The organism is Microbulbifer maximicatervae (SeqCode) (assembly GCF_052467325.1).
The window spans coordinates 2,595,617-2,609,435 of sequence record NZ_CP174310.1 but is presented as its reverse complement, the minus strand read 5'-3'; the positions used below and the strand labels follow the sequence as shown (position 1 = coordinate 2,609,435).

Here is a 13,819-nt window from a genome sequence, read left to right as displayed (position 1 = left end):
AGTGGGACGGCCTCTAGTAAACAAGAGTCGCAGCACGATTTTGATAACTGAAACAGTCTCGGATTATTTATGACTCTGTTAATTGTTCTGATCACCGTTGCCCTGGTGCAAATCTGGGGTTCAGGGGCCCCGTTACATCGCGATGGTTGGTTCAGTCGCTGGGGCCAGTATTTACAGGCGTTGCCCAGTATTAATGGCAATAGTGGTCTGCTGCTTGGTGTCACTATCCTGGTTCCAGTATTGATCTCTGCGATTGTGATGGCGCTGGCAGAGGGCGCAGCGGGCGGCCTGGGCTACTTGCTGTTGGGGGTGCCATTGCTGCTCTATTGTCTCGGTCGCGGCAACTTCAACGAAATTGTCGCGAATTACCTGCGTAATTGGTACAGCGGAGACTTTGAAGGTGCTAACAAGGCGGCAGCTCCGATTTTGCGCGAGTTACACGAAGCGCCCTCCGATGATACTTGCTTGCATGAGCAGGTATTTCGCGGCGCAGCCTATTGTGCCTTTGAGAGACTCTTTGCCGTATTGTTTTGGTTTATTCTGCTGGGTATCCCCGGGGCAGTACTCTTCCGCTTGAGTGCTCTATATGCTGAAAATACCCGGGGCTCCTCCGAGGAAGCGACTGCGGCGCGCTGGTTGTGGTTACTGGAATGGTTGCCGGTCCGTGTGATGGGACTGAGCTTTGCCATTGTGGGCAATTTTGCCGGTTGTTACCGCGCTTGGCGCCGGGTGTTGATGTGTCGTGAAAGCCAAACCGATCAAGTTCTTGAGGCTTACCTGGAAGGGGCTCTTGGCGGTATTGATGCCAGCGAGTGCAGTGGCGGTTCCGACCTGTCGCAAATGCAGCGCCAAAGCGGTGCCGAGATTGAGGGGCTGCAGGCACTGCTTTCCAGAACCTTGCTTCTGTGGATAACTGGTTTAGCCCTTCTGGTTTTGTTTATCTGATAGCCAAAACAATCGCCTCTGAGCTACTTAGTGTGCTCCGGGGCGGCTGCTGAGCTTGTCGTCATTTTCAAAATTTTATTTCCTCTCTATATTGACTTATCCCCGCCTTCCTACGAAATTGCGCGCCCCAGCTGCCGGACTTCGGCGCTTTGCCATACCAATAAAGCGGAGCTAGCCATTGCCTGTGACGGCTTATACTCATTGAAGGAAGTAGGGTTTGGAAGTTTCGGTACTGGAACCGCAGATGTTGTCAGATCTGGCTACAGCAAACGATTGGAATGCAGCCACATTAGTGGCGGGGTTGCGAACCTATTTTCGCAGTGGTAGCACTGCCGAAATAAGTTGGCGGCGCAGGCAACTGTGTCAACTGCGCAAGATGATCTCCGAGAACGAGGCACATTTTGTCCAAGCCCTTCACGATGATTTGCGCAAAGCTCCCCAGGAAAGCTACCTCACTGAAATTTCATTTCTCTACAACGATATCGATCACACCCTGAAGTCCCTGAAGAAATGGGTGCGCCCGCGCAAGGTCCAATCGCCGATGATGACCCAGCCGGCCAAGAGCTATGTGCAACCGGAGCCGCTGGGTGTTGTGCTGATTATCGGTGCCTGGAATTATCCGCTGCAATTATTGTTATCGCCGCTGGTACCGGCGATTGCCGCCGGCAATTGTGCGGTGGTAAAGCCCTCTGAGTTATCCCCCGCAACCTCCCGGTTAATCGCAGAATTATTACCGCGTTATCTCGACAACGATGCCTTTGCGTGTGTCGAAGGTGGTGTGGCAGAAACCACGGCGCTGCTGGAGCAGCGTTGGGACCATATTATGTACACCGGCGGTGGCCGGGTCGGCAAAATCATAATGAGTGCGGCGGCTAAATACCTGACTCCGGTAACCCTGGAACTCGGCGGAAAGAGCCCTTGTATTGTTGCCGATGATGCCAACTTGGAAGTGGCTGCACGGCGAATTGCCTGGGGTAAATTTACCAATGCGGGGCAGACTTGTATCGCCCCGGATTATGTTCTTTGTAGTCGGCGGACAGCCGATCGGCTCACCCCCATGTTGCAGCGGGTGCTCTGGGAAATGTATGGGGAGCATCCGCGGGAATCTGCCGACTATGGGCGCATTATTAACAGCCAGCACACCCTTCGCCTGTCGGATTACCTGGGGGATGGAGAGGTGGTATTTGGCGGTGAAGTCGATGTGGATGACTGCTATATGGCGCCCACCATAATGCGCAACGTCAATCTCTCTGCGGGAGTTATGCAGGAGGAGATCTTTGGCCCGATACTCCCCATTATTGAACTGGATGATTTCTCCAAAGCGGAGGAGTTTGTCAATGAGCGAGAGAAGCCCCTGGCCCTGTATGTATTTACCCAGGATGAAGCATTGGCGGATCGGATTCTATCCCGTTGCAGCTCCGGCAACGCCTGCGTGAATGACTGCATGATGTTTATGCTGGCCCAGGACCTGCCTTTTGGAGGCGTTGGTGCCAGCGGTATGGGGTCCTACCATGGAGAGCATGGCTTCCGCACTTTCAGTCATTACAAGGCCGTAATGCGGCGCAGAAATATCCTCGATATCGATATACGATATGCACCCTTCAACGACAGGAAAATGAAATTCCTGCGTATGCTCAGCAAATAATTCCTTATCGACAGGCATGGTTTTCCACTGTGCCTGCTCCGTAGAACACTGGATGTTATCGGCGGTGGATAAGCTGGATTATTCCCATGTAGTCGAAAAGGATAACAGTGTTATGCCCCTGGATCGCAACGAGATACCTGCCAGTGAGGATGTATTTAGTGCCGCTCAAAATATTGCAGGCATGGTACACGAGACCCCTCTGCTCAGCTCTCGGCAGCTGAACGAGCTGACGGGCGCCAATTTGTGGTTTAAGTGTGAGCACTTGCAGAAAGTGGGTGCCTTTAAAGCGCGGGGCGCGGCTAATGCGCTTTCGCTGCTCCCGGACGGGGTCGAGGAAGTTGCCACCCATTCGTCCGGTAATCACGGTGCGGCGCTCGCCTGGGCAGCAGCCCAGCGGGGATTGGCCTGTACGGTGGTGATGCCCGAAACGGCTCCCAAGACAAAACGCATGGCGGTTGAGGGGTATGGCGCGAAGGTAGTGACTTCGGGCCCCAGCCTGGCTGATCGCGAATCCACTTTGGCAAAGGTACTTGAGGAAACCGGTGCGCACGAAGTCCCGCCCTATGACGATAAGCGCATTATTGCTGGGCAGGGCACTGTAGCCATGGAAGTGCTCAAGCAGAGCCGCGAACAGGGCTTTGCTCCAGACGTTATTGTGGCGCCAGTGGGAGGCGGTGGACTTTTGTCCGGCGTGGGATTGGCTATGGCTGCACTTGCCCCCGATATCCTGGTAATTGGTGCGGAACCCGCCGGAGCGGATGATGCCCAGCGTTCACTGCGCGGTGGCGTTCATATCACCACACAACAGCCTGATACGATCGCCGATGGTCTGCGCACAACATTGGGCGGCAAAAATTACGCCGTTATTGAGCGCACGGTGCGGGATATTGTGACGGTCAGTGAAGCTGGTATCGTCAATGCGATGCGGCTATTGTGGACGCGAACCAAACAGCTGGTAGAACCGTCGGCTGCGGTGGGTCTCGCTGCGATCATTGAGCACAGCGCGCGCTTTCGCAATAAGAATGTCGTGGTTGTTCTGACCGGCGGAAATATGGATCTGGACAAAGTGGGCCCACTGCTGTCCAGTGAAGAAAACTAAAAGGGGAGCTGGGATATGAGTCATTTATTGAAAAAGGACGGCCGGGGTTTGGCCGGGCTGCTTTGTGTTGCTGCGCTGTCGCTGACTGGAACCAACGCGATTGCTGAGAAGCTGACACTGTCATCCAGCTCCCTGCAAGCTGGAAAGAAAATGCCCATGGCTCATGTTTATGGCAGCTGCGGCGGTGAGAACCTGTCTCCCCAATTGAGCTGGAGTGGGGCACCGGAGGGCACAAAGAGTTTTGCTATTACCGCTTACGATCCCGACGCACCCACCGGTAGTGGTTGGTGGCACTGGGTGGTATTTAATATCCCAGTTGATACGACCAATCTGCCGGAAGGGGCCGGTGACCTGAAGAACGGCCTGATTCCAGAAGCAGTGCAGGGGCGCAATGATTATGGTAATTCCGGTTACGGTGGTGCCTGCCCGCCCAAGGGGCACGGGGATCATCGCTATCGTTTTCGTGTCTATGCCTTGAAAGTGGAATCCCTGCCGCTGGATGAAAACACTTCTCCTGCTAAAGTTGGCTTCAATATCAATGCCAATAAGTTGGCCGAAGCGGAGCTGGAAGTTTTGTGGGGCCACTGAGTAAATAAATTAATCTAATCCCGCTGCACGGTGATCGCTGTTGCGGCGGCTCAGGCTCTGGAGGCCCGCGCTTGACCAACTCACAAAAGCAAATGACATGGGGGCAAGCGCTGGCCGCTTATTTGAAGCCCCGTGTACTCACCATGTTTTTCCTCGGCTTTTCCGCCGGCCTCCCATTACTGCTGGTTTTCTCTACCTTGACTGCCTGGCTGCGGGACTACGGTGTCAGCCGTACCGCCATCGGGTTTTTTGCCTGGGTGGGGATCACCTTTTCGATCAAGGTTCTCTGGGCCCCTATTGTCGATCAGCTGCGTCTGCCTTTTTTCACGGACAAATTGGGCAAGCGTCGGGGCTGGATGCTGGTATCCCAAATCGGGATAGCGATTGGCCTGATAGGTATGGCCAGTGTAAATCCCCAGCTCTCCCTGATGCACGTAGCCCTACTGGCCCTGTGGGTCGCTTTCTGTTCGGCCTCTCAAGATGTGGCGATTGATGCCTATCGAATTGAGGCCATGGATGACGACTATCAGGGCGCTATGGCTGCCAATTATGTATTTGGCTATCGGGTGGCAATGCTGATAGCTGGAGCGGGCGCCCTGTTTATTGCGGATATCTTTAGCTGGTCCGGTGCTTATCTTGCGATGGCTGGATTGATGGGCGTGGGCCTGATTACCACCTTGATTATTGCCGAGCCCGATCACAGCAAGGTAAACAAAGAAGCCGATGAGCTGCAAAGCGAGTGGGCCCAGCGCCTGTTGGGCAAGGGGGAACATGGTCGCATGAAGCAGTGGTTTATTCGCGCCGTGGCCTGCCCCTTTATCGAGTTTTTCCAGCGCAATGGCCGCTTCGCAATCATTCTGTTGGTGTTTATCGGTATTTTCCGTTTAAGTGATATTGCGATGGGGGTGATGGCCAATCCCTTCTATTTGGATCTGGGCTTTACCAAAACGGAAATTGCTGAAATCAGTAAGCTGTTTGGCTTCTTCTGTACCATTATCGGTTCCTTTCTAGGTGGGCTGTTAGTGGTGCGATACGGTGTTGTGCGTCCGCTGATACTGGGTTCGGTTATGGTCGCCTGTACCAACCTGTTATTTGCCCAGCTCGCTGTGATCGGTCCCGATAAAGCCTGGTTGGCGCTGGTAATTAGTGCGGACAACATCAGTGGAGGAATTGCCAATGCGATACTGATCGCGTTTCTCTCCAGTCTTGCCAATAAAGCTTATACCGCCACTCAATATGCTTTGTTTAGCTCCCTGATGACCTTGCCGGGGAAATTTATCAGTGGTTTTTCCGGCATAGTGGTGGATGCTCAGGGTTATGCCTACTTCTTTATTTATGCGGCGCTTATGGGAATTCCAGCCATTGCGCTGTCCATTTATTTTTGGCGCCGCGAGCAGCGCGACTGGCCGGGAGAAGAAGTTCAGCCGGGAGCGGGCACTACCTAAGGTTTACAGGGATGCTATTTCCTCTCTAAGAGTACACCCCGAATTCAGCTCTTTTCTAAATCCCTATGTCATATCAAAACTCTTCGCCGGGCATTCTGCCCGGCTTGTGTCTATGGTGGTTGTAAAGGTGAAACCCACCCCTCCATAGACTCGCCCTTATGTTTGATTGTGTGTCTGTTGCCTGTCGGGTCGGGTATCACTGGTAGACGATGCTCAGCGAATAAAAGCGACAAACTATGGCCCACGAAACCATCCGGGAGGCGGTGTTTAATCGGCGTATGCTGATTTGTATTGGCACCGGTTTCTCTTCGGGGATGCCTCTTTTTGTATTGATACAGTTGGTGCCCGCTTGGCTGCGTACCGAGGGTGTAGACCTGGCCACTATCGGTATTTTTGCATTGCTGGGGTTGCCTTATACGTGGAAATTTATCTGGTCTCCGCTGATGGAGCGCTATGCATTCCCGATGCTCGGCCGCCGGCGGGGCTGGATGTTGGTAATGCAGCTGTTGCTGATAGTTTCCATTGGCGTCCTGGGGATGTTCAGTCCCCAGTTTGATATCTGGTCAATTGCCGCAATTTGCTTTGCTGTGGCATTTTTCAGTGCCAGCCAGGATATAGTCCTGGATGCTTTCCGAAGGGAGATTTTGCCGGACCAGGAGTTGGGACTGGGCAATTCCTTCCACGCCAACGCCTATCGTATTTCCGGCTTGATCCCTGGCTCCCTCAGCTTGATTCTGTCGGATCACCTGGCCTGGGACCAGGTGTTTATGATTACTGCGGCCTTTATGTTGATTGCCGTCTTTATGACATTGATGGTCGCTGAGCCGGAACATCCAGCAGCTCGCCCTAATTCTCTGCGGGAAGCCATTGTTTTACCCTTCGTCGAATTCTTTAATCGCAATGGTGTAAAACAGGCGGTGCTCGTACTGGCCTTTATGTTTTTGTACAAGCTCGGCGATAGCATGGCCACAGCACTGGCGACGCCCTACTACCTGGATATGGGATATTCCAATACGGATATTGGCATAGTGGCGAAGAATGCCGGTTTGTGGCCTGCGGTAATTGGCGGTTTCTTTGGCGGCTTATTAATTGTAAAGATCGGGATTAATAAGTGCTTGTGGATTTTTGGTGTGGTACAGCTGGTTTCAATATTCGGATTTATGATTTTGTCTGAAGTGAATGGCGAGCTGGTGGGCACTCCAGATTTCAATCCTAGCCTCTGGCTATTGGCGATAGTAATTGCCTTTGAGTATCTCGGGGTGGGGTTGGGGACAGCGGTGTTTATTGCATTTATCGCCCGAACTACCAGCAAGTTGCACACCGCGACTCAATTTGCCTTGTTTACTGCCTTGACCTCGCTCCCGCGCACCTTCGCCAATGCTTCCACCGGCTATTTGGTGGAGGGAATGGGGTGGACACATTTCTTTCTCCTGTGTGCCGCCCTGGCGGTTCCCGGGATGATCCTGCTGTTTTGGGTTGCGCCCTGGGGGGCAGATGAGGTTGCGTAGTTTGTCTTCAGCGGCGGCTAAGGTTTCCAGCGGTATTTACTCATATCCACCCGTCCTTTCAACAATGTAACGCCCTCGCTTTCAAGTCTCTTACGCTGGTGGCTGGCGCCGGGCTCTGGCAGGGAGATGCGCCCCTGGGCGTTGATAACTCGGTGCCAGGGGAGCTTGGTGCCCCTGGGCAACTTACGCAGGGTCTGACCGGCAAGTCTAGCGGCACGTGGGTAGCCTGCCATCTCAGCCAAGTCTCCATAAGTCACAACCCGGCCCTTGGGGATGGCTGCCAAAGCTTGGCATATTCTTTCCAGGGAGTTCTGTTTTTCCATAAAAAGCTCAAACTGTCGGCGAAATACGCCAATTAGGCGCACTTTTTTACTTTGTAATCTTGTGAATCTGAGATTTTTATTCGCCATTTATGGATACTTTACCAGCTTGTAAGGTCACAGTCAGACCTGCGTAAAAGCGGCTACTTTGATGGCGTGCCACATGATTCTAGTTATGGCATTATGGTGCGATTACTACGGCTGTTTGCGCCTTTCACACACCTAAAAATCCAAGGTTTCTTAGTGGTTTTATCGACACGACTCCCCAGGTTCTTTGTACGAACTCTCCTGTTTATTGCGCCCTTCCAGGCCTATGCCGGTGTGCTGACTCTGGAAAATGGCGATCGCATTCAAGGTGATTTGGTGCTTGTGGAGAAGGATCAGGTTACTTGGAAATCAGAGACCTTTGGTGAAGTTAAAGTCGACAAATCCAAGGTAGTGTCAATGGATGTCGATACCGATATCAAAATTGCCGGCAGGGATGAACCTTGTACCTTGGCTGGCCACCGCGAAGAGCGTTGGGAAGTGTACTGTGCTGAGGGGCGCGGTTGGCTGATCGACTTCCCCGGTATTGAGCGGGCAGAACCCTACAGCACATTTACCACCAGTCCGGTGTTGTTCAGCGGTGATGTAACTGCTGGAGGCGTATTCGAAAGCGGTAACCGCGAGCGCGAAGACCTCGACGTCAACATCAACTTAGATATCCGTCATAACGATTTTCAGCACCTGATGGGGGCGGTGTACCAAAACCAGGAGAGTGAAGAAGACGGCGATCTGGAAAAGTACCAGCTCAACTATGATCTTCGCTGGATCTTTTCTGAAAATTGGTTTGCTGCAGCCAACAGTGAGTTGGAAAGAGAAGAAGCACAGAACCTGGATCTGGGAACCACTCTCGGTCTCGGTATGGGTTATCTGTTTTACGACACAAGCAAAACCACCTTCTCCCTCGAAGGAGGTGTGAGTAGCCTGCAAGAGAGTTTTATTGACGAGGAGTTGAGTGAAGGCCAGGACGAGCGTTATGTCGCCGGTCGAATCGCACTTAACTACCGCTACAAGTTTTCCCTTGGGCCGGAAATTTATTTCGACCAGGAAACCTTACAATCCTTTGATCACAGTAACGATTACGAAGCTAATGCCAAATTGGGGGTGCGAACTCCTTTGGTTGAAGGCGTGCTGATGGAAATCGGTTACGAGTGGCAGTACGACAATACGCCCTCCCTGGAAAGTGAAAAAGAAGATACCAAAGTGACCGTTGGCGTAGGTTACGAATGGTAATTCCCCCTTTAGCCTGCATAGGGCAGGTTTGAAGGCAGTCATAAACGATAAATCTAAAAAACGAGCGACGACGAGGAGTTTAATATGCAGATCGCTGACAGTATTGTTGCGATTACCGGTGCGGGCCAGGGTTTGGGCCGAGCGATGGCCGAGTATTTGGCCGCACGGGGCGCGCGCCTGGCCCTGATCGATGTTAATGAAGAAGGCCTGAAAGAGAGTGTCGCTGCTTGTGAAAAACTCGGTGCTGAGGCTCGCAGCTACTTGATCAATGTTGCTGATGAAGAAGCGGTAGATTCCGGGTTTGCAAAAATTGCAGCGGACTTTGGTGGGCTTCAGGTGCTGATTAATAATGCCGGCATTATGCGCGATGGCATGTTGCTCAAGTGCAAAGATGGCAAAGTGACTGATCGTATGTCCCTGGCTCAGTGGCAGTCGGTGATCGATGTGAACCTCACCGGTGTATTCCTTTGCGGCCGCGCTGCTGCGGGCATTATGGCGGAAAGCGGCAAGGGTGGGGTGATGATCAATATCTCCAGTCTGTCCCGTGCGGGCAATATGGGGCAGACCAACTACTCTGCCAGTAAAGCAGGTGTTGCCGCGATGACAGTATCCTGGGCACGCGAACTCGCACGCTACGGTGTGCGTGTTGCCGGAATTGCCCCAGGCTTTATAGGCACCGATATGGTTGCACAGATGCGCCCGGAAATTCTCGAGAGCTTGGTAAAACAAGTACCTCTGCGCAGGTTGGGTGAGCAGGATGAGATCGCTTCGACAGTAGCGTTTATCCTGGAGAATGACTATGTTACCGGTCGCGTGATGGATATAGATGGCGGAGCGCGCCTGTAAGTTTCTCTGTATCCGAACATAAAAAGGGTGAACAAAGTTCACCCTTTTTTGTTTCTGCAATTAGTGCAGGGGCTAAACCAACCTCAGCTTAACCGGGTGACACCGTCGGTGCGGAACCTCGAGAACATAAACTGCCACAGTTGTAGAGTTCGCACCCGAAAGCCACCTGCGCAGGCAAGCAGGTAGTAGCGCCACATTCTGTAGAAGCGCTGGCCATAGCGATCGGCAAAGTGCGGCCAATTTTTCTCGAAGTTTTCATGCCAGGCCATTAGTGTTTTATCGTAGTAATAGCCGAAGTTGTGTACGTCTTCACATACTAAGAGGCGATCGGCAGCATCCCCTATTTGCCCCAATGAAGGCACTTCACCACCGGGAAAAATATATTTTTCTGTCCATAAGTCAGTGGAGGAACTACGAATATTGTTACCGATAGTGTGCAGCAGCATTAGTCCATCTTTATCCAGGCAGCGTTGAGCTACCTGCATGAAGGTGCGATAGTTCTTATGCCCTACATGTTCAAACATCCCCACACTGGCAATTCGATCGAAAGGTTCATTTAAGTCACGGTAATCCATCAGCTTCACGGTAATGGGCAGGTCGTTATAGCGCTCTGCTACATAGGCACGCTGTTCCCGGGAGATGGTGATACCGACACACTCCACCTGGTATTTCTGCGCTGCATAGCTGACCAGGCTGCCCCACCCGCAACCGATGTCCAGCAGGCGCATACCAGGCTTCAGCTCCAGTTTTCGGCAGATCAGATCAAGTTTTGCCTCTTGGGCTTCATCCAGGGTTGTTGCGTCTTTCCAATAACCACAACTGTAGGTGAGACGGGAATCGAGCATGGCGCTGTAGAACTCGTTGCCCAAATCGTAGTGCTGTACGCCTACATTGAATGAGCGGCTTTTACTTTGTAAGTTCAGCAAGTTGCTGCGTATAGTTCGCCATAAGTAGCGCCAGTTTTTTAAATTGAGGTGTAGCTCTGCAGACAGTAGCCGTTGCATGAACTGGTCCAAAGCCTGCACGTCCCAGTCGCCGCGCATATACGTCTCGCCCAGCCCCAGGCTGTGCCGAGCGATGATCTCATCCAGGGCTGCTTCCCGGTTGAGTTGTAGATCCCAGGGCCTCTCCCCATTAATTTGAATGTCCGCTTTTGCTAAAATATCGTCCACTAAATGGCGGCTACGCCCGATAGCTGGCACTTCTATCGCATCCTGCTGCTCGCTTGCCATTCAATCCTCCCTATCTCCAGTTTTCGTGGGGTTGAATAAGGCGCCCTTGAATAATTTGCCTCCCCACTCCATTTACTACAGCATATTGAAAAAACCGTGATCGCCCCGGCTCTCTGCGAAGCTGGTTAACTAGGAATTCCCGCAATGCGCCCATTACTACTTCTATTTATAGCTCTACCTGTACTCGAAATGTGGGTGTTGATTGCCGTAGGCAGTGAAATTGGCGCCCTGCCAACGATCGGTCTGGTTATTTTGACCGCAGTGGTAGGAGTGACACTGCTTCGCCGCCAGGGAATCTCTACCCTTATGCGGGCCCAGGAGAAGATGGAAGCCGGAAATATTCCCGCCAAAGAGATGGTTGAAGGGATATTCCTCGCTGTAGGCGGTGTGTTGTTACTCACTCCGGGCTTTATTACCGACTTCTTCGGCTTTATCTGCCTGATACCGGGGCTCAGGAACCTGTTGCTCGGTTTTATCCTTCGCCATGTAAAAGTGGTTCCCCCGCAGCACTTCAATCAGTCGCCAAATCACAAGCGTGGCGATGACATTATTGAGGGGGAGTATTCGAAAGATGAGAAGCGCCCCGGAGAGAGTCAACACTCCGTTGAAGATAAGCGTCCCAAGTCCTGATTGGGTTAAAAAACATACAAAATGTCAGTGATGAGAATTTGCTTTGCAGTTTTTTCACCTGATGGTGTTGAAATCCTTATTCCCGCCCATAGATAGGGTTCAACTGAGAATTAAGCCCCGCCTCTGGGGATCAGAGAGGGGTGAGGTTACCGGCCCAAAGGGCCAGTGCCGCCCATGTTGGAAACCTTTAAAACGACTCAATGGAGAACTTATCCATGAAAATTCGTCCTTTACACGACCGCGTCGTAGTACGCCGTAAGGAAGAAGAAGCGATGTCAGCTGGCGGTATCGTGCTGCCAGGCGCTGCCAAAGAAAAGCCGAACCAAGGTGAAGTGGTAGCCGTGGGTGAGGGCAAGCAGCTGGACAATGGCGACGTTCGCGCACTGTCTGTGAAGGTAGGTGACACTGTTGTTTTCGGTCGCTATGCCGACAGCAATACCCTCAAGGTGGAAGGCGAAGAGCTGATCATCATGAGCGAAGGTGATATCTACGGCGTGTTGGAAGGCTAAGGCCAGCCTTTAACTTTACTCGCAAAAAGAATTTGAGGAATAAGAATCATGGCAGCTAAAGACGTAATTTTTGGTGACGACGCTCGTCAGAAAATGCTGAAAGGCGTAAACATCCTGGCAGACGCTGTAAAAACTACCCTGGGTCCTAAAGGCCGCAACGTAGTTCTGGACAAGTCCTTCGGCGCTCCTACCGTAACCAAAGACGGTGTTTCCGTAGCGAAAGAAATCGAGCTGAGCGACAAGTTCGAAAACATGGGCGCACAGATGGTTAAAGAAGTTGCTTCCAAAGCTTCTGACACCGCTGGTGACGGCACCACCACCGCTACCGTTCTGGCCCAGGCTATCGTAACTGAAGGCCTGAAATCCGTAGCCGCTGGCTTCAACCCAATGGACCTGAAGCGCGGTATCGACAAAGCGGTAACCGCAGCTGTTGACCACATTGCTGGCCTGTCCACTCCTTGTGCTGATACCAAGTCTATCGCTCAGGTAGGTACTATCTCCGCTAACAGCGACGAGAGCGTTGGTACCATCATCGCTGAAGCCATGGAAAAAGTTGGCAAAGAAGGCGTTATCACTGTTGAAGAAGGTTCCGGCCTGGAAAACGAGCTGGACGTAGTAGAAGGCATGCAGTTCGACCGCGGCTACCTGTCTCCTTACTTCATCACCAACCAAGAGAACATGACTGCCGAGCTGGACAATCCGTTCATCCTGCTGGTAGACAAGAAAATCTCCAACATCCGCGACCTGCTGCCCCTGCTGGAGCAAGTAGCTAAAGCTTCCAAGCCGCTGCTGATCATCGCTGAAGACGTAGAAGGCGAAGCACTGGCAACTCTGGTTGTTAACAGCATGCGCGGCATCGTTAAAGTTGCTGCTGTTAAAGCACCTGGTTTCGGCGACCGTCGTAAAGCCATGCTGCAGGACATCGCTATCCTGACTGGCGGCACCGTGATTTCTGAAGAAGTTGGCCTGGAGCTGGAAGGTACCACTCTGGAGCACCTGGGTACTGCTAAGCGCGTAACCCTGTCCAAAGAAAACACTGTAATCGTTGACGGCGCTGGCAATGTTAAAGACATCGAAGCTCGCGTTAGCCAGATCCGTGCACAGATCGAAGAGTCCTCTTCCGACTACGACAAAGAGAAGCTGCAAGAGCGCGTAGCCAAGCTGGCTGGCGGTGTTGCGGTAATCAAAGTAGGCGCCGCTACTGAAGTGGAAATGAAAGAGAAGAAAGCCCGCGTTGAAGACGCGCTGCACGCTACCCGCGCCGCAGTAGAGGAAGGCGTAGTACCTGGCGGTGGTACCGCTCTGGTTCGCGCTACCCAGGTTATCTCTGTAACTGGCGACAACGAAGACCAGAACCACGGCATCGCAGCAGCCCTGCGCGCTATGGAAATGCCTCTGCGTCAAATCGTTTCCAACGCTGGTGACGAAGCTTCCGTAGTTGTTGACAAGATCAAGCAAGGCGAAGGCAACTTTGGTTACAACGCTGCTACTGGTGAGTACGGCGATATGCTGGAAATGGGTATCCTGGACCCAGCTAAAGTAACCCGCTCTGCTCTGCAAGCGGCAGCTTCTATCGCTGGCCTGATGATTACCACCGAAGCCATGGTTGCAGAAATTCCGGAAGACAAGCCGGCTGCTCCTGACATGAGCGGTATGGGTGGCATGGGCGGTATGGGCGGCATGATGTAAGCCGGCCTTAAGCCTATCTAAAAAGCCCCGCAATTGCGGGGCTTTTTTTTGCCTTGTGGAAAGTGGTTTACTGGGGGCAGATTTATCC

General features: G+C 52.5%; 13 protein-coding genes. 11 read left to right on the top strand and 2 right to left on the bottom strand.

Annotated elements, in window-relative coordinates; genetic code table 11:
- Nucleotides 1-69 precede the first annotated feature (69 nt).
- From ampE to ACJJIE_RS11715, 6 genes are all read left to right on the top strand, one after another.
- On the top strand, nucleotides 70-945 hold the full coding sequence (gene ampE / locus ACJJIE_RS11740) for a regulatory signaling modulator protein AmpE (protein WP_282931579.1): 876 nt from the start codon (nucleotides 70-72) through the stop codon (nucleotides 943-945).
- Between the two features lie 217 nt (nucleotides 946-1,162).
- Nucleotides 1,163-2,590 carry an aldehyde dehydrogenase family protein gene (locus tag ACJJIE_RS11735; RefSeq protein WP_444894727.1) on the top strand — a complete coding sequence of 476 codons (1,428 nt, stop codon included), beginning with the start codon at nucleotides 1,163-1,165 and terminating at the stop codon, nucleotides 2,588-2,590.
- Nucleotides 2,591-2,654: 64 nt separating this feature from the next.
- Nucleotides 2,655-3,689 carry a threonine ammonia-lyase gene (locus ACJJIE_RS11730; protein ID WP_444894726.1) on the top strand — a complete coding sequence of 345 codons (1,035 nt, stop codon included), beginning with the start codon at nucleotides 2,655-2,657 and terminating at the stop codon, nucleotides 3,687-3,689.
- Nucleotides 3,690-3,704: 15 nt separating this feature from the next.
- Complete coding sequence (locus tag ACJJIE_RS11725; protein WP_444894725.1) at nucleotides 3,705-4,277, top strand: YbhB/YbcL family Raf kinase inhibitor-like protein; 573 nt, start codon at nucleotides 3,705-3,707, stop codon at nucleotides 4,275-4,277.
- 71 nt (nucleotides 4,278-4,348) lie between these two features.
- Nucleotides 4,349-5,722: an AmpG family muropeptide MFS transporter gene (locus ACJJIE_RS11720; RefSeq protein ID WP_353057016.1), complete on the top strand. Its 1,374-nt coding sequence runs from the start codon at nucleotides 4,349-4,351 to the stop codon at nucleotides 5,720-5,722.
- 236 nt (nucleotides 5,723-5,958) lie between these two features.
- Nucleotides 5,959-7,230: an AmpG family muropeptide MFS transporter gene (locus tag ACJJIE_RS11715; RefSeq protein WP_282931583.1), complete on the top strand. Its 1,272-nt coding sequence runs from the start codon at nucleotides 5,959-5,961 to the stop codon at nucleotides 7,228-7,230.
- Between the two features lie 17 nt (nucleotides 7,231-7,247).
- Here ACJJIE_RS11715 and ACJJIE_RS11710 read toward each other — a convergent pair whose 3' ends face one another.
- Nucleotides 7,248-7,553 carry an MGMT family protein gene (locus ACJJIE_RS11710; protein ID WP_282931584.1) on the bottom strand — a complete coding sequence of 102 codons (306 nt, stop codon included), beginning with the start codon at nucleotides 7,551-7,553 and terminating at the stop codon, nucleotides 7,248-7,250.
- A 240-nt stretch (nucleotides 7,554-7,793) separates the two neighbouring features.
- On the opposite strand from ACJJIE_RS11710, the gene ACJJIE_RS11705 reads away from it, so the two are divergent.
- Entirely contained in the window at nucleotides 7,794-8,825 is a 1,032-nt protein-coding gene (locus tag ACJJIE_RS11705; RefSeq protein ID WP_282931585.1) for a DUF481 domain-containing protein, read from the top strand.
- Between the two features lie 84 nt (nucleotides 8,826-8,909).
- Nucleotides 8,910-9,671 carry an SDR family oxidoreductase gene (locus ACJJIE_RS11700; RefSeq protein ID WP_282931586.1) on the top strand — a complete coding sequence of 254 codons (762 nt, stop codon included), beginning with the start codon at nucleotides 8,910-8,912 and terminating at the stop codon, nucleotides 9,669-9,671.
- An 83-nt stretch (nucleotides 9,672-9,754) separates the two neighbouring features.
- Here ACJJIE_RS11700 and cfa read toward each other — a convergent pair whose 3' ends face one another.
- Nucleotides 9,755-10,903, bottom strand: a complete 1,149-nt coding sequence (cfa, locus tag ACJJIE_RS11695; RefSeq protein WP_282931587.1) for a cyclopropane fatty acyl phospholipid synthase — start codon at nucleotides 10,901-10,903, stop codon at nucleotides 9,755-9,757.
- Between the two features lie 144 nt (nucleotides 10,904-11,047).
- On the opposite strand from cfa, the gene ACJJIE_RS11690 reads away from it, so the two are divergent.
- The 3 genes from ACJJIE_RS11690 (at nucleotide 11,048) to groL (ending at nucleotide 13,731) form a co-directional block, all read left to right on the top strand.
- The gene (locus ACJJIE_RS11690; RefSeq protein ID WP_444894724.1) at nucleotides 11,048-11,533 is read left to right on the top strand and encodes an FxsA family protein; all 486 of its coding nucleotides are present in this window, start codon (nucleotides 11,048-11,050) and stop codon (nucleotides 11,531-11,533) included.
- A gap of 215 nt (nucleotides 11,534-11,748) precedes the next feature.
- Nucleotides 11,749-12,042 (top strand): co-chaperone GroES, encoded by a 294-nt coding sequence (locus ACJJIE_RS11685; RefSeq protein ID WP_020412315.1) that lies wholly within the window; start codon nucleotides 11,749-11,751, stop codon nucleotides 12,040-12,042.
- A 48-nt stretch (nucleotides 12,043-12,090) separates the two neighbouring features.
- Complete coding sequence (gene groL, locus ACJJIE_RS11680; RefSeq protein WP_108732154.1) at nucleotides 12,091-13,731, top strand: chaperonin GroEL; 1,641 nt, start codon at nucleotides 12,091-12,093, stop codon at nucleotides 13,729-13,731.
- Nucleotides 13,732-13,819: the final 88 nt, after the last annotated feature.